We start from the raw sequence: 16343 nt of genomic DNA, 5'->3' as shown, positions 1-16343 counted from the left end.
GGCTTCTCACGTTCTGGACCAGGCCGCACCACGCTGACCTTCACCAACACCCGCGATCATGCACCAGATCACACGTCAGCTGCGGAACCCAGGGGTGGGGGTGGCCGAGAGCCTGTCCGGGGAGCCGACGGGCGGCACCGGGCTCGTCCCGGCCCCGCCCTCGGACTCAGTTCGCCGGAGCGGGTCCCTTGCGCAAAATGCCCTCGTTGTAGAGAGCGGCGACCGCATCTGTGCTCAAGCCCAGTACGCCGGACATCACCTCGTCCGTGTGCTGGCCGATGAGGGGCGCGGGCCGACGCAGGCCGTTCGGACCGTGGTGTAGACGCCATGGGATGCCGGGCACCACGCGGGAGCCTGTCACCGGGTGGTCGATCTCGTCGAGCATGCCGAGGGCGTCCAACTGGGGGTCGCCGAGCCAGAGGTCTATCGGCGAGAGCGAGGGGAACGCAGGCACGCCGACGGACTGCAGCCTGCGGGTGACCTCCCACCGATCGAGCTCGCCGGACCAGTCGGTGATCCTCTTGTCGATCTCGTCCTCATGCTGCTCGCGGCCGGCGGCGGTGGCGAAGCGCGGATCCTCCAGTCGGGGAACGACCGAGCACAGGGCCTGCCACTCGGCGTCGGTCGTGCAGGCGATCGTCACCCACCTGTCCTCACCTGCGGCGGGATAGCAGTTGTGCGGGGTCCACTGCGGGTCGTGGTTGCCGCGAGGCGCCGGATCGACGCCGGTGGCCTGGTACTCCATCCACAGCTCTCCGAGGGTCGCTGCCGTCGCCTGCGTCATGGCGGCGTCGATGACGCTCGGCCCATCGCCGCCCGTGCGGGCGACGAGCGACGCCACCAAGGACCAGAGCGCCGCGACGCCCAAGCTGGGGTCGCCCACGGCGATGGCGGGTTCCATGACGTCACCCGGCTCGTAGCCGTTGGCCGCGAACTGCCCGGCGATGGCACCGCCGACCGGCCCGTAGGCGATGTAGTCGGCTCGTGGTCCCTGCTGGCCGTATCCGGTCAACGAGGCGATGATGACCGACGGATTCGCGGCACGGAGGTCGGCCTCGCCCAGGCCGAACCGCTTCATGGTCCCTGCGCTGAAGTTGTCGATGACGATGTCGCACTGCTTGACGATGTCGAGCACCAGTGCGCGTGCATCCGGCTTGCGCATGTCCACCGCGATGCTGCGCTTGTCGCTGTTGAAGACCTGGTACACCGCGGCAGTCTCGAGCGTCGGCTCCACGCCCTCCGGATGGATGGGCGTGCGTCGGAAGAAGTCCGGCCGATCGAAGGACTCGACCCGGATGACGTCAGCTCCGAGGTGGGCGAGGAGCTGTGTGCAGAACGGCCCCGCCCACACCCAGGTGAAGTCGCAGACACGCACGCCTTCCAGCGGCCGTGTTGCGTGCGCGGGCTGTGACGCCGGCACGCTTCGCGATCGAGGTCGCCAGTCGTCGCCGGGGACCGACTCCGTGTCTCGCAGATTCCACCAGGGCTGATCGATGTTGGTCAACGCGCCTGGGAGCGAGAGGCCGTCCGGCGCCTCGTGGAAGAAGCCCCGCTCCCGGAAGTGGTCGTCCTCAGCGAGCTGCGAAGCGCCGTAGACCGGTGTGACACAGACGCCCATCGCCTGACCGGTGTGGTAGACGTCGGCGACTTCCTTGTCCTTGAACCACTCGGCGAGGTACATGTCCAGCAGGTCGCGGTTGGCCTGCCGGTCGCGCGGCGTCGCGACGATCTCGAGGTCGGCCCACTCGGGGTTGCCGATCAGTTCGACCAGCGCTCGCCACTGGGTCTCCTCCGCCGCGAACGCATGAATGAGTCCGTCCCGGCAACGGTAGATGCCCCAAGGCGAGACCGCCTTGCTCCCCAGCCGTGTGGAGTTCTGGCCGAGATAGAGCGCCCGGGCCGGGGCCCACTCCGTCATCTTGGCCGCTGCTGCGAACATCGAGAAGTCGATGAGTTCCCCAACTCCCGTGGTGAGGGCCCTGTAGTGCGCAGCGAGGGCCACGCTCGCGGCGACCGTCGACACATTGATCGTTGCGTGGTGCCCGGGAGCCTTCAGCGGGGGCAGGCTGGGGTCGGTGGAGGCGGCAGGGGAGAGGAAGCCCCAACTCGAACCATGGATGACCGACAGCTCCTCGCCGCGGTACTCCGCATAGGGTCCGACGCTGCCCCAGGGGGTCAACGCGCAGACCACCAGTGCCGGCGACGACTTCGACAGCTGCTCGAAGTCGAGACCGCGCGCCCGGATCTCGTTGGGGGACAGGCCGTGGAGCACGATGTCGGCGTCTGCGATCAAGCGAGGGACGTCGACACCGGTGCTCGCCGATCTCTTGTTGCTGTTGAGCCACCTGTGAACCTCGAACGGACGGTCGGTGACCTGGTCGCCCTCGTCGTCGACCCGCAGAACATCCGCCCCGAGATCGGCCAGGAGCTTCGACGCCCAGGCGACGCCCACACCACCTGCGATCTCCAGAACACGGACCTCTGTCAACCCTGCCATCGGTCACCTCGAGCGTCGTCGATACATCGGAGGTCAGCTATTGAACTATAGAGTTTTCGGGCGGTCTAGATGCAGTCTGGCCGCTCGCGCGCCGCGGGGGAATCGTCCGTGCTGTGGGGTCGGCGGCCGCCGCGACGCACGGTTCCTTCGGCGGTCGACCGTCGGAGAGCGACGCTCGAGCCCGAGCTTCAGCTGCTTGCCTCACATACTCTAGGCCTATACTATCTAGGTCTGAGTCTTTGGGTCGATCGCGGAGGACAGTATGGGACGCGTCGAGGGCAAGGTTGCCTTCATCACCGGTGCGGCACGCGGGCAGGGCCGCGCGGAGGCTGTTCGCCTCGCGCAGGAGGGCGCTGACATCATCGCGCTGGACGTCGCGGCACCGGTCGAGACGAACATCGCGCCGGCGGCCACCATGGAGGATCTGAAGGAGACCGCCCGCGCGGTCGAGGCCCTCGATCGGCGGGTGATCCAGGGCCAATTCGACGTTCGCGACTTCGACGGCATGAACACCTTCCTCAAGGGAGCGGTGGCCGAGCTCGGACGCCTCGACATCGTCATCGCGAACGCCGGGCTCTGGAACTACGGGCTGACCGAGGAGATCACCGAGGAGGCGTGGCGGACGGTCATCGACGTCGTTCTCACCGGCGTCTGGCACACCGCCAAGGCGGCCGTACCCATCCTCAAGGAGCAGAGGCAGGGCGGTTCGATCATCTTCACCAGCTCGGTGGGTGGCCTCGCGCCCTACGCGAACGTCGCGCACTACGGTGCGGCCAAGCACGGCGTGGTGGGCCTGATGCGCACCTTGGCGTTGGAGCTCGGCCCGTCCAGCATCCGCGTCAACACGGTGCACCCGACGAGCGTCAACACGCCGCTGGTGCACAACGCTCCGACCTACGCCCTGTTCGCACCCGACCTCACGGAGGAGCAGCGCACGCCGGAGGCTCTCGAGCCTCGTTTCCAGGCGCCCCACGTGCTGCCCGTCGGACTCATCGAGCCGGAGGACGTGGCGAACGCGGTGCTCTGGCTGGCCTCCGACGAGGCGCGCTACGTCACGGGCGTCACGCTGCCCGTCGACGCCGGGAACCTGCTGACCTGAGCGTGAGTGCTCCGCAGGGTTGGAGTGCACACTGGAGCAGGTCGGCCTTGGAGGAACCATGAGCTCGAAGATCGTGTCCGTCGATGGGTGGACCCGCGCCGTGCTCGAGGAGGTGCTGTTTCGTGCGGCAACCCGTGTCGAGTCGGACGACGAGGAGCCGCGCGGCGATCTCCAGATCCCGTTGTCCTTCAGCATCACCGCCGACCCGGCCGGGGTGCTGACCCTGACGTTCTCAAGTGTCACCGAGGGTGACGTGGCCGTACAGCTCGAGCGCCCTTTCTAGTCGTTCAGGCCGGCCCGCCCGGTCCGGTCAGGCCGGGCTGTTCCGGCCTGCTGCATCTGTCGAGGAGACCGATGTCCCGACGCCATATCGGCCTGGGCCGCGAAGGCTCATCGAGCGGGCTGGCCGCGGTCCGCGTACTCGAGATCGCCGACGGTGTCGCCGTCGCGTGGGCTGCGAAGCTGTTCGCCGATCTCGGTGCGGACGTGCTCCGGGTGGAGGAACCGAACGATCGCGTGCGACAGCGTCCGTTCGATGTCCACCGCTGGTTGAACACGAACAAGCGTTCGGTGCGACGCGACGGTGGCTTTGCCGCGCTCCTGGCCGGTGCGGACGTCGTGATCCACGGGCTGGCGGCTGCAGATGCTCAGGCCGCCGGCCTGGACCACGCGACGCTGAGCACCATCGCTCCTCGGCTCGTGGTGTGCGCTCTCACGCCGTGGGGATCGACGGGCCCCTACGCCGGCTTCCGCGGCGAGGAGCTGTCGGTCATTCACGGCTCGAGCTGGGGTTTCCTCTCCCCGGCCGGCGCCACGCGCGTCGAGCTGCCGCCACTGAAAGCGCCGGGTCATCATGCGATGATCAACGTTGCGACATCGGCTGCGACCGCGACTCTCGCTGCGTTCGACGGTGCCCTGCGAACCGGGCAGGGCGAGTACATCGACTTCTCCATGTTCGGCGCGGCCGCGAAGATGACCGAGTTCGCTCCGGCCAAGGCGACGTTCTTGGGCAAGGACGCGTCGCGGTTGGGGAGCAAGTCGGTGATCCCGTGGGGCATCTACCGGTGCACGGACGGCCTGGTGCAGGTGTTGTGCCCCGAGGAGGATCAGTGGCGCGCCTTCCGGGCGATGATGGGTGACCCCGAATGGGCCCATCTCGATGTGTTCGACAGCGCTGAGACACGGTGGCGGAACCCTGATGTCGTCGACTTCTACCTCGCCGAATGGTTCTCGACGCAGACGGTCGCGGACGTCACCGACGCGGCGCAGAAGGTCGGCGTCTGCCTGACGCCGGTCAACTCCGTCTCCCAGTTCGCCGAGGACCCGCACGTGACCGAACGTGGGTTCGTCGTCGAGGATCCGACCGGGCTGCGCCTGCCGGGCGCGCCGTACCGCTTCGACAAGCCCTGGTTCGGCATCAGAACGGCCGCACCGGACCTGTGGGCGAACGACGGCGAGGGCTGGCGCGACGACCCGGCGTCCTTCGTGGACGAGGGCACGGACGAACCGGCGCCGAGTTCCGCACCTCACGGCCGCCCGCTCGAGGGCATCCGGGTCTGCGACTTCACCTGGGTGTGGGCCGGGCCCTTCTGTACCCAAGAGCTTGCTCACCTGGGCGCCGACGTCATCCGCATGGAGTCGCCCTCGAGGCCCGACTACTATCGTCGCGCCCCACTGCACCCGAAGGGGGTCACCCGATCCCTGAACACCTCGGGTGTGTTCCACATGTACAACACCGACAAGCGCAGCGTGGCGATCGACCTTCGGCACCCGGACGCGCGCGAAGTCGTCCTCGACCTCGTCCGGCACTGCGACGTCGTCGTCGACAACTTCAGCGTCGGCGTGATGAACGAGCTGGGGCTGGGCGTCGCCGACCTCCGCGCCGCCAATCCGTCGGTCATCGTCGCCTCACTGTCGGGGTACGGACAGACGGGGCCGAAGTCGCACTACAAGGCCTACGGCTCAGCTGCTGCCGCAATCACCGGCCTCGACGCCGCGAACGGCTACGAGCCAGGGGATGTGCTGGAGCCGGGGCTCTCCATCGGCGACCCGGGTACCGGCCTGGCCGCCGCGTGGGCCATCGTCGCGGCCGTCGTCGCCCGGCGCTGCTCGGGTGAGGCCGCAGTGATTGACGTGGCCATGGTCGAGGCGGTGGCCGCCACTGTCGGCGAACTCTGGATGGAGCAGGTCGCAACCGGTCAGGACCCGGCGCCGAGGGCCAACCGTGATCCCGGGTGGGCGCCACACGGGTGCTATCCGGCGTCGGGCGAAGACCGGTGGATCACCATCGCCTGCACGTCGGAGGACGAGTGGCAGGCGCTGTGCGGTGTCATCGACCCACGTCTGGCCGACGACCCGCGGTTCCGCACCGTCGACGATCGGCGTCGTCACGAAGACGAGTTGGACGCCATCGTGTCGGCGTGGACGCAGGCCCAGGACCGCTGGCAGACGTGCGAACGGCTGCAGGCCGTCGGCGTGCCCGCCTTCCCCTCGCTGTCGCCGCTGGAACTCTGGTCCGGAGACCCCCAGCTGGCTGCCATCGGCATGATCGACGTCATGGAGCATCCCGCGACCGGGTCTTTCGCGCTCCCCGGGGTGCCGTGGCGGCTCGCGAACGGACCGAACGGGCTGCGAGCGCCGGCTCCGTTGCTCGGGCAGCACACCGACGACGTGATGTCCGAACTCAACGGCTACGACTCGGAGGCGATCGCTCGCTTGCGCGGCTCCGGCGTCCTGCCGCTCGCGCAATGACGGCCGCTCCCAGAACTGAAGGGATCGACGATGAAGCCTGACGCGCCCGCCATGTACCCCGGTGCGTTTGCGCGCACGCACCCCGACAAGCCCGCCTACATCATGGCGAGCACGGGTGACACGACCACGTTCGCCGAGCTCGACACAGCGGCGAACAGGCTCTCGCAGGTGCTGCGCGATGCCGGGATCCAGCCTGGTGACCATGTCGCCTTCTGCCTGGAGAACCATCCGCTCTACCTGCAGATCGCGTGGGGCTGCATCTACGCGGGCGCTGTCTTCACACCCTGCTCGTCACGCCTCACGAGTGGTGAGCTCGCCTACATGGTCGAGGACTGCGGCGCGACGGTCTTCATCACCTCGGAGCGGCTGGCGGACCGCGCACGGGAGGTGGTCGACCTCACCCCGGGCGTTCGCCTGCGCCTCATGGTCGACGGGACGATCGAAGGGTATGCGTCGTACGAGAAGCTGACCGCCGCAGCGTCCTCCGACCCTCTGACGGAGCGCGTGGCCGGTATCGACATGTTCTACTCGTCGGGCACCACCGGGCAGCCCAAGGGCGTCAACCGCCGCTTCGTGCCGGAGCCGCTCGAGAGGGGGACGAAGTCGGCCAGGTCGACGACGAGGCTCGTCACGCGCCTGCAAGGCGCCTCCACCGAGAGCGTGTACCTCTCGCCTGCCCCGCTCTACCATTCGGCTCCGCTTCGATTCTGCCTCGCCATGACGGGCATCGGGGCCACCGTCGTGGTCATGGATCGCTTCGACGCGGAGGAGTACCTGTCGCTCGTCGAGCGTTTCAGGGTTACGCACAGCCAGGTCGTCCCGACGATGTTCGTCAGGATGCTCAAGCTCGACCCCGAGATCCGTCGTCGGTACGACCTCTCGTCACTGCAATGTGTCGCTCACGCCTCGGCCCCGTGTCCTGTTCCCGTGAAGGAACAGATCATCGAATGGTTCGGGCCCGTGATCCACGAGTACTACTCCGGCACGGAGGGCAACGGATTCGCCTACGTCACCACCGAGGAGTGGTTGGCGCACAGGGGATCGGTCGGGCGACCACTGGGCTGTCGTGCGCATGTCGTCGACGACGACGGCGTCGAGCTCGGCCCGCGTGAGGTCGGCACCATCTACTTCGAGGGCGGTGCCGGATTCGAGTACCACAACGACTCCGAGAAGACTCGCCAGGGCAGGCACCCTCATGGCTGGACCACCCTCGGTGACATCGGGTACCTGGACGAGGACGGATATCTCTACCTCACCGACAGGCAGGCCTTCGTGATCATCTCGGGTGGGGTGAACATCTATCCGCAGGAGGCGGAGAACGTCCTGATCACGCACCCGCAGGTCGTCGACGTCGCCGTGTTCGGCGTGCCCAACGCGGACTTCGGTGAAGAGGTGAAGGCCGTCGTCCAGCCCGTGACGATGCCGGCGAGTCAGTCTGATGCCGAGTCGCTGGTCGGTGAGCTGATCGCCTACTGTCGCTCCGCCCTCGCCGACCTGAAGTGCCCTCGGTCGATCGACTTCCGGGCCGAGCTGCCGCGCCAGGCAACCGGCAAGCTGTACAAGCGTCTCCTCCGTGACGAGTACTGGACGACGCCTGAAGGCGCATAGAGCTCGGGATCGGGGACGGAGTGTCTCCTCGCGTTCGTGATCTTCCACCACCTGGAGGACCGGGGCGAGACGAAGGAGAGTCTCATGTCTGAACCCGAATCCGCGTGTAGGCCTTGAGTTGCCTTCCGCGTCTGAGTTCGTGAACCAGGACTGGTCTGAAACACCCAGCCACTCAAGGGCTGGCTTGATCCGCTCTTGGGAGGTTGGAGATCATGTCGGACCCGTAGGCCCGCAAGGGGCGCAAGCGGCTGGCCCCGTCGGAGAAGTACGAGTGGTTCGTGCAGGTGCTGACCCAGCAGGCGACCCAGCGCGAGGCGGCGGCCAACTGGGGTGTGGACCGCTCCATGGTGGTGCATGTCTGCTGGGTGGCCACGCAGGGCGCTCTGGACGCGCTGGCCGCTTCGGTGCCCGGCCGGCCCGCCGGTTCGGCGGCCTCACCGGAGCAGACCAGACACGGGTCGTCACACCAGGACGGGCTCACCCGGGCCAGATGCGTGATCGCCTGCGCGAGCAGCGGTGCTGCCGCCTTGAGCCGCTGGTGGTGGCCGGGCTGGTTGGGCAGATACCGGAACAGGTGCCCGACCCGGCAGTAGGTCGAGTCCAACCAGGAAGTCCTCCCCGCAGCACTGTGCCGCCGCCATACCGACCAGTAGCTGCCCCGCGGACAACCCACGGTCCCGGGTATTGATCGGCACGACCGCGGCGTCGAGCCGCTCGATCACCCGAGCTGCTCGACCAGCTCGGTCACCGCGACCAGCCCGGGAGAACATGGTCAGCGACTCCTCCGGCGCGCCGAGCTGCACCCGCGCACGCCGGGCTCGCCGCTTGCGTACTCTTGCCACCCGATAGGTGTCCTTCCACCCGAGATCATCCAGTCGTCGTGAACCGGATCATCCCAGGTCAGCAAGGGCGCCCATCACCGTCTCTCACCCGCACACCGCGCAACTCGCGGATACGGGCCTGAGTCGGGACCTCAGCGGTACCGAGACGGTGGAGCATCGAGAATGAGCATCTTCGCCTCCACGTAGCTGTGCAGGCCCTCCGTGCCGCCCTCTCGCCCGATGCCGGATTGCTTGAAGCCCCCGAAGCACGTGGCGACATCGGTGCGCACGCCGTTGTGGCCGACGGTGCCGGACAGCAGCCGGCTGGACACGTCGCGGGCGCGGTCGACGTCATTGGTGAAGACAGATGCGTTGAGCCCGAACCTGGTGTCGTTGGCGATTCGCACCGCGTCGGCTTCGTTGGCAGCCGGGATGACGCTCAGCACCGGCCCGAAGATCTCCTCCCGACCGATGGTCGAGGAGTTGTCGACATTGGCGAAGACGGTGGGCTCGAAATACCAACCCCGATCGAGGTGCTTCGGGCGTCCGCCTCCGGTGGTCAGGGTGGCGCCCTCGGAGATTCCCTTCGCGACGAAATACTCCACCCGATCGCGCTGACGGCTGGAGGCCAGCGGCCCCATCTCTGTGCCCTCGGCGAACGGGTCTCCGACTACCACCTGGGAGAAGACGCTGGTGAGTGCCTCGACGAACTGATCGTGGCGGGGCTTGCTGACGATGATCCGGGTGACCGACGAGCACACCTGCCCGGCGATCCAGCACTCCGCACCCGACAACGCACGCGCCGCGGTCTCGAGGTCGTAGTCATCCAGAATGACGGCTGCGGACTTGCCGCCCAGCTCAAGCGAGAACCGAGCGAGCCGCTCTCCGCAGATCGACCCGATCCGTTGCCCGGCGGCGTTGGAGCCGGTGAAGGCGATCTTGTCGACGCGCGGGTCTCGGACGAGCTGCTCGGACACCTCTCGGTCCGCGGTGAGGAAGTTCAGGACGCCCGGGGGCAGGCCGATCTCGTCGGCGACCTCGGCGAGGACGTAAGCTTCGCCAGGCGCCTCAGGCGACGACTTGACCACTGCGGTGCAGCCCGCGATCAAAGCCGGCGCGATCTTCAGGGCAATGGTCCCGAAAGCGCCGTTCCATGGCACGATCGCGCCGACAACGCCGACAGGCTCGCGAACGATCATGCCGAACCCGTCACCGAAGCTCGTGGCAACAGGCTCCTCGAACGGGAATGTGTCGGCCAGGTCGGCGTAGTACTCGAACAGCTTCGCCTGAGTCTCGCCGTCGAACTTGGACATGGTGTAGAGGATCCCCGACTCGCGCGTCCAAAACTGCGCGAAGTCCTCAGAGCGGCGTCGGATCCCGTTGGCGAGTTCTCGCATGTACTCGGCGCGCTTCCGGTGGGACATGCGCGGCCACGGTCCTTCGTCGAACGCCGCCCTGGCCGCAGTCACCGCCGCCGACATGTCGGAGCTCTGCGCCTCCGGCACACGCAGAAAGATCTCCTCAGTAGCGGAGTCGTCCACCTCGAAGGTGGCGTCCGAGGAGGGGCGGACCCACTGCCCGCCGATGAAGAAGGCGTCCGGGTGGCTGAGTGCCGCCGGCGCCGTTTCCGCAATACTCATCTTCACTCCAGTTCGGATGGGAATCAGGCAGCCCATGTCTGGCGACAGGCGGGGTGGGATCGAGCAGGCAGACGTGTGCCGGGCCGGATGGCCGGCGGCTGCTCGCGCCCGGGTCCCACCCTGGTAGAAGCGTGACCGCCACAGTGCTCCATGACTCGATGGTTTAGTCTGCGACTAACTATAGCCCTGTGTGATGCGGTGCACAACCTGGCGTCGCGCCAAGGTCCACCGCTTGTCGACCTGAATACGGCGATGGCGCTGTCCAGTGAGGTGATCTCAGCAAGGAGTGGCGGGTGGCTGGGCCGACACGCCCAAGTGGGATGATCCGGGCAGGTCCGATGTGGACGCGGGGTCCTCAGGTGGAGGAGTTCTCACCACATGAACCTCTACCGCGACGAGGACCCCGCGTGATCGTCTATCGTGCCATGATCGACGCCCCCGGTGAACTCGTGCGGACGGTGTCAGCGCTGTTGCGCGCCGAGCGCCGCGCCCGCGGCACCCGGAAGGGCACCCGGGCACTGGCCGCCCAAGGCTGGTCGCACGTGATCGTCGACGGGAGGGTCTTCCGTACCGATCGCTGCGCCGAGACCACCACCAGCAAGAAGGGTGAGGCGATCAACGCCTGGTACTCCGGGAAACACCGCGCTCCCGGCGGAAACATCCACGCAGTCATGCGCCCCGACCCCGCTCCGGACAACCAGGCCTTCAACACCCCCGCTGCGGGCGACCCGCGGCCTCGGAGAACGCGGATTCGCCCTGCTCGCCGGACGCTGGCGAGCACTGCAACGCATCACCGCCAGCCCCTCCAGGATCATGCGGCTGGAAAACTTCAGCGCTCGATCATTGAGTTGTGGAGCGATGGTCGCTTGCCCTGTACGGTCTGCCTCAGCGCTCTCCGCGTGGCGGTCCAGCTGTCTGCGCTGCGCGCCGGGGAGGCTGAGCGCGAGGAGGGCACGTGGCAGAGATGCGTCCGACAGCGGCGGAGCACTACCGCAGCCAGGGCTGGTGGCCTGAGAGATCCGTCGGTGCAATGGTCAGGTCGCGGGCGGCACGAAACCCGGAGGGTCTGGCCTACATCGGGGATCGCGGCACGCTCAGCTGGGCGGAGTACGACAGTCGCGCCGACCACCTCGCGGCGCGACTGGCGGGCTTGGGCCTGCAGGTCGGCGATCGGGTCGCGGTGAGGATGCCGGACGGTCCGCCGCTCCACGTCGCGTACTTGGCCTGCGAGCGGGCCGGGCTGGTGATCGTCGGCGTTCCGCTGCGGGCTGGAGACCGGGAGGTCGACAGTCTCCTCCGAACGACCGAAGCGAGCGCGCTCATCTGCCCTCCGGCCGACCGGGATCGCGCGGCGGCCGAGTTCGTCCGGGAGCTCCGCACTCGCGGGGCCCGACTGAACTTCCACGTCGAGGTCCACGACGAGGAGGTCGTGTCGTTCGACTGGCGGGCCGGTGCGATGGAAGCGTTCCCCGACCAGGCTGCCCCGATCACCGGACGTGAGCTGGCTGTCGGCGACCTCTGGATGATCAGCCCGACGTCGGGCACCACAGGGCTGCCGAAGTGCGTGCAGCAGGTGCAGCTCAAGTTCATGTACATGGTCCGGCTCGCCGAGGAGGCCGCGAACCTGGGAGATGGCGACGTCATGATGGTCGTCGTGCCGAACTCCGTGGCCTTCGGCCTGTGGTCTGCGCACATGCTTCCCGCCCAGCTCGGCGTCCCCTGTGTCCTGCGCGAACGCTTCGACGCCACGGACATGATGCGGGCGATCGCCGAGCATCGGGTGACCGTGCTCGCCGCCGTGACGACGCAGTTCCTCCTCATGCTGACTGACCAGGCGTTCGCCGAGGCGGACCTGTCCTCACTGCGAGTCCTCTACACCGGAGGAGAGCGAATTCCGCCCGACCGGGCTCGGGAGTGGGAGGGTCGGACCGGCTCGACGATCCTCACGTTCTACGGGTCGAGCGAGATCGGACCCCTCACGTACACGAGGCTTGCCGACGACGCAGACGTGCGGCTCTCGACAGTCGGGCGCATCGTGCCCGGGACTGAGTGCCGCCTCTTCGACGAACAGGGGAAGGATGTCACCGCGTCCGGTGGACCTGCGCAACCCGGAGGCCGCGGGCCAGGGGTCTTCGGCGGCTACTGGCAGGACGACGAGGCCAACGCAGCGCTGTTCACGTCGGACGGCTTCCTCCTCATGCCTGACTTGGTCACAGTGGACGAGGAAGGGCTGATGCGGGTGGTCGGCCGAAAGGCCGACATCATCATCCGCGGCGGCAAGAATCTGAGCGCCGCCCGGATCGAGGAGGAGGTCGGCTCACATCCCGACATCGACCTGGTCGCGGCCGTCGCCGTGCCCGACCCCGTCTTCGGGGAGCGCGTGTGCGCGGTGGTGACGCTGCGAAACGCCCGGCGGAGCCTCTCTCTGGCCGACCTGTCTGACCATCTCGCCGACCGAGGGGTGGGCAAGGAGTACTTCCCGGAGCAGTTGCTCATCGTCGAGGACATGCCGCAGTCAGCAGGTGGGAAGATTGCGAAGAGTGAGCTGAAGGCCACGATCGCGGCACGGTCGACCGCCGGGTGAGCAGTCTGCGACTCGACGCGAGCAGAGTGGACCGCCCTCCTTCTTGAGCGCTGAGCCGCCGCTCAGCGCACATCACCGATGTCGACCGCAGGGTCGACACGAAGATCGACGAGGAGTGGCGGTCTCCCGCCGAGACTCTGCGACCGACCTCATCGAGGCCCGACTCACTGCGCACGGTCACTCCTGCGATGCCCGTTCCCCGCGCGACCTCGTCGAAGGACGGCCACGGAAGGAGCGAGAACTTCGGGTCGAGGCCCCGCCTTTCCAGTGAGGACCACTCCGGACCGCTCCAACGGCCATCATCACTGCCGCGCGCTCGTCGACCGCACCGACGTAGGGCAGACCCAGCGCCGAATGGCCCGGTGAACCTCTGTGGTCACCGCACTAGTCAGCGACTCGTCCGGAGCGCCGACCTGCACCCGCGCACGCCGGCCTCGCCGCTTGCGTACTCTTGCCACCCGATAGGTGTCCTCTCGACCCTGATGACTGTGTCGTCGCAAACACGATCATCGCAGGTGAGCAGGACACCTGTCGTTCTCTCACCGTCCGCGAGCGCCCACTACTCGCGGATACGGGCTGAGCACGCGCGACTGCACAGCGTCCAGTCGGACCGCACGTCCGTGGGCCCGGGGCCCCTGTGGAAAAGCCCGTCCCGCCGGAGACCAGCCCCGGCGTGTCGGGCCGGAGCACCGATCTTGCAAAGTCCCCCTCGTGATGCGGCCTCAGCCGACCGGCTCGATCAGCTCGGCGCCGTCGTGTCGTAGCGCATGGTGAATCTGATCCGGTCTCCGCGGATGCGGCGGCGCAGGTACATCGTGGGGATGAGGTCAGGGTCGACGTTGACGCCTTCGCGAAGCATCACCGGCCCGCCTGGGGGGATGGCCAGAAGGGCGGCGTCCTCCCTGTTGGCGACGCCGGCGGTCAGGGAGCGCCAGGAGTGGCGCAGTCGAAGGCCGTGGTGGTCCTGGAGGATCTGGAAGAGCGCGACGCGTTCGGTGACGTGGTGGGGGAAGCCGGGGAAGCGGGCAGCGTCGAGCCAGTAGCTGCTGACCAGGAGGGGCTGTTGGCCGGTGCGGACGAGAGTGTCGACGCGGACGAGTGGCCCGGGGGGTTCGAGGGCGTCGGTGGCGGCGGGGTCGGTGTCGTGGTCGGTCAGGTGGACGAGGGTCTCGGTCTGGTCCTCCTGGACGTGTTCGGCGAGGGAGGCGGTGCTGCCGGCGTCGGCGTCGGTGGAGGGCATGAGTGGGAGGTCGAGGTTCACGATCATCACCGGTTCGGCGACGTAGGTTCCCGAGCCCTGCCGGACGGTGACGTGGCCGGCGCGGGCGAGCTCGCCGATGGCCTGGCGGATGGTGAGGCGGTTGACGCCCCACTCGGTGGCGAGTTCGGTCTCGCTGGGCAGGCGTTGGCCGGGGCCGATTTCGCCGTCGCGGATGCGGCGGCGGATCTCGGCCTCGACCTGGCGGTAGACGGGCGGGTCGCCGCGGCGGCCGGTGCGGCTGGTGGTCATCGCAGTCCGGAGCGGACGAAGGCGTTGACGACCTGGCGTTGCAGGAGAAGGTAGACGGCGAGGATCGGCAGGCACAGGGCCCCGGCGGCGGCCATCATCGCACCGTAGTCGGTCCCGGCCTCGGTGATCAGGCTGCGCAGCCCGATCTGGACCACGGAGGCGGGGTCGGACAGGACGAGCAGGGGCCAGAAGTACTCGTTCCAGGCGGTGACGAACAGCAGGATCGCCAGGGCGGCCAGGGGGCCGCGCAGTGAGGGGACGACGACGGTCCACAGCGTGTTCCAGTGTGAGCGGCCGTCCATCCGGGCGGCGTCGAGCAGCTCACGCGGGAACGAGCGCATGTGCTGGCGCAGCAGCAGGACCGCGAAGGGCGCGGTGATCTGGGGAATGATCACGCCGGTGAGGGTGTTCAGCCAGCCCAGGTTCGACAGGAGCACGTAGTTGGGCAGCATCGTGACCTGGAACGGGACGAGCCAGGTCGCGACGAAGACGAGAAAGAGGATCCGTTCCCCGCGGAAGCGCCAGCGTCCGAAGGCGTAGGCGGCGAGGAGCGCGGTGAACAGCTGGCATGCTGCGACCCCGAGCGCCATGAGCGCGGTGTTGCCCACCAGTCCGCCGAGTGGCAGCAGCTGAGCGGCGGCACGCAGGTTGTCCAGACTGAGCCCGGTTGGCAGCACGGACTGGGTGAGCGCCTCGTCCCGCGGCCGCAGCGCCGTGAGGTACATCCACAGGATCGGCACCAGGCTGAACACGGTGATCGCGATCAGCACGCCGTGTCCGGCGGCGAGGCCGAACCGGCCCCGTGACAGGGACGGCCTCGCGATGGTGGTCGTGGGGTCAGTCATCGTGGAAGCTCCAGCGGTCCATCAGCCACACCGCACCCCAGGCCAGCAGCCCGAAGCCGAGGAAGAACAGCACGCTGGCGGCGGAGGCGAGCCCGACGTCGAAGGAGCCGAAGGCGGTGTCGTAGAGCAGGTAGTAGAGGTTGGTGGTGGAGTCCCCCGGACCGCCCTGGGTGAGGACCTGGATCATCGGGAACATCAGCTGGGCCGCCGAGAGGATGGTCAAGGTGACCATGAACAGCAGGGTCGGGGAGAGCAGGGGCAGGGTGATCCGGCGGGTGATCTGGCCCTCGGTCGCTCCGTCGGTGCGGGCGGCGGCGGCGTAGTCGTCGGAGATGCCCGACACTCCGGCGGAGACGACGAGGACCGCGAAGCCGAGCAGCTGCCAGCCGACGATGACCACGATCGACCACATGGCCCACGTGGGGTCGCGCAGAAACGAGATGGGCTCGACGCCGAGGAGCCCGAGCGCCTGGTTGACCAGGCCACCGGGGTCGAGCAGCCAGCGCCAGACGATCGCGGTGACGACCGGAGCGATCAGGTAGGGCGCGAAGATCGCGGTCCGGTAGAAGGCGCGGGCTCTGCCGTGGACGCGTTGGGAGACCAGGACGACCAGCACGGGGACGACGATGGTGAACGGCAGCAGTCCCAACAGGTAGAGCAGGGTGTTCGTGGTGGCCCGGCCGAGTTGGGGGAGGTCGAAGGCCTCGCCGTAGTTGGACCAGCCGGCCGGTCGGGCCGGGGAGGTCGGGACGAGGTTCCAGTCGTAGAAGGACAGCTGGATGGTCTGGACGAGCGGGGAGTACACCCAGATCGCCAGTCCCGCCAGCGCGGGGACGAGGTAGAGGTAGGGCGCGGCGCCGCCGGCGAGCCGGCGCAGCAGCGGGCGGCGGACCACCGGCCCCGGGACGCCGCGCGGAGCCGGCGGGGCCGGCTCCACGAAGTGCCCGGGGGCCGGGGCCGGTCGATCGAGCAGGTCGGTCATGAGGGT

General features: G+C 68.2%; 10 protein-coding genes and 1 pseudogene. 5 read left to right on the top strand and 6 right to left on the bottom strand.

From position 1 onward, the window contains the following. Positions 1 to 166: 166 nt before the first annotated feature. The gene (locus tag ACL02T_RS08035) at positions 167 to 2497 is read right to left on the bottom strand and encodes a CaiB/BaiF CoA-transferase family protein (RefSeq protein WP_412829970.1); all 2331 of its coding nucleotides are present in this window, start codon (positions 2495 to 2497) and stop codon (positions 167 to 169) included. Between the two features lie 262 nt (positions 2498 to 2759). Between ACL02T_RS08035 and ACL02T_RS08030 the strand changes: the two genes are divergently transcribed. The 4 genes from ACL02T_RS08030 to ACL02T_RS08015 all read left to right on the top strand — a co-directional run bounded on the left by ACL02T_RS08030 (position 2760) and on the right by ACL02T_RS08015 (position 7955). Further along, positions 2760 to 3596: a mycofactocin-coupled SDR family oxidoreductase gene (locus tag ACL02T_RS08030; protein WP_412829969.1), complete on the top strand. Its 837-nt coding sequence runs from the start codon at positions 2760 to 2762 to the stop codon at positions 3594 to 3596. A 58-nt stretch (positions 3597 to 3654) separates the two neighbouring features. Beyond that, positions 3655 to 3879, top strand: coding sequence for a hypothetical protein (locus ACL02T_RS08025; RefSeq protein WP_412829968.1), 225 nt, complete (start codon positions 3655 to 3657; stop codon positions 3877 to 3879). 71 nt (positions 3880 to 3950) lie between these two features. Then, positions 3951 to 6347 (top strand): CaiB/BaiF CoA-transferase family protein, encoded by a 2397-nt coding sequence (locus tag ACL02T_RS08020; protein WP_412829967.1) that lies wholly within the window; start codon positions 3951 to 3953, stop codon positions 6345 to 6347. Between the two features lie 30 nt (positions 6348 to 6377). Beyond that, a complete protein-coding gene (locus ACL02T_RS08015) occupies positions 6378 to 7955 on the top strand; it encodes an acyl-CoA synthetase (protein WP_412829966.1) in 1578 nt (525 codons plus the stop codon). A 445-nt stretch (positions 7956 to 8400) separates the two neighbouring features. Here the strand turns inward: ACL02T_RS08015 and ACL02T_RS35145 are convergent. Together ACL02T_RS35145 and ACL02T_RS08005 are read right to left on the bottom strand one after the other, a co-directional pair. Then, positions 8401 to 8562: pseudogene (locus ACL02T_RS35145) on the bottom strand (IS982 family transposase); the annotation flags it as partial. Positions 8563 to 8928: 366 nt separating this feature from the next. Continuing rightward, positions 8929 to 10416, bottom strand: a complete 1488-nt coding sequence (locus ACL02T_RS08005) for an aldehyde dehydrogenase (RefSeq protein WP_412829964.1) — start codon at positions 10414 to 10416, stop codon at positions 8929 to 8931. Between the two features lie 964 nt (positions 10417 to 11380). Between ACL02T_RS08005 and ACL02T_RS08000 the strand changes: the two genes are divergently transcribed. Further along, positions 11381 to 13000, top strand: coding sequence for a class I adenylate-forming enzyme family protein (locus ACL02T_RS08000; RefSeq protein WP_412829977.1), 1620 nt, complete (start codon positions 11381 to 11383; stop codon positions 12998 to 13000). Between the two features lie 739 nt (positions 13001 to 13739). Here ACL02T_RS08000 and ACL02T_RS07995 read toward each other — a convergent pair. Genes ACL02T_RS07995 through ACL02T_RS07985 form a run of 3 tightly spaced genes read right to left on the bottom strand, consistent with a single transcriptional unit; the run spans position 13740 to position 16337 of the window. Continuing rightward, entirely contained in the window at positions 13740 to 14510 is a 771-nt protein-coding gene (locus ACL02T_RS07995; RefSeq protein WP_412829963.1) for a GntR family transcriptional regulator, read from the bottom strand. After that, positions 14507 to 15355 carry a carbohydrate ABC transporter permease gene (locus ACL02T_RS07990; protein ID WP_412829962.1) on the bottom strand — a complete coding sequence of 283 codons (849 nt, stop codon included), beginning with the start codon at positions 15353 to 15355 and terminating at the stop codon, positions 14507 to 14509. The genes ACL02T_RS07995 and ACL02T_RS07990 overlap by 4 nt, the downstream gene beginning before the upstream one ends. Further along, positions 15348 to 16337 carry a carbohydrate ABC transporter permease gene (locus ACL02T_RS07985; protein ID WP_412829961.1) on the bottom strand — a complete coding sequence of 330 codons (990 nt, stop codon included), beginning with the start codon at positions 16335 to 16337 and terminating at the stop codon, positions 15348 to 15350. The genes ACL02T_RS07990 and ACL02T_RS07985 overlap by 8 nt, the downstream gene beginning before the upstream one ends. Positions 16338 to 16343 lie beyond the last annotated feature (6 nt).

This window comes from Pseudonocardia oceanicola, from assembly GCF_047200735.1.
GTDB lineage: Bacteria > Actinomycetota > Actinomycetes > Mycobacteriales > Pseudonocardiaceae > Pseudonocardia.
The sequence above is the reverse complement of the archived record's forward strand: the minus strand, read 5'-3'. Positions and strand labels throughout refer to the sequence as shown.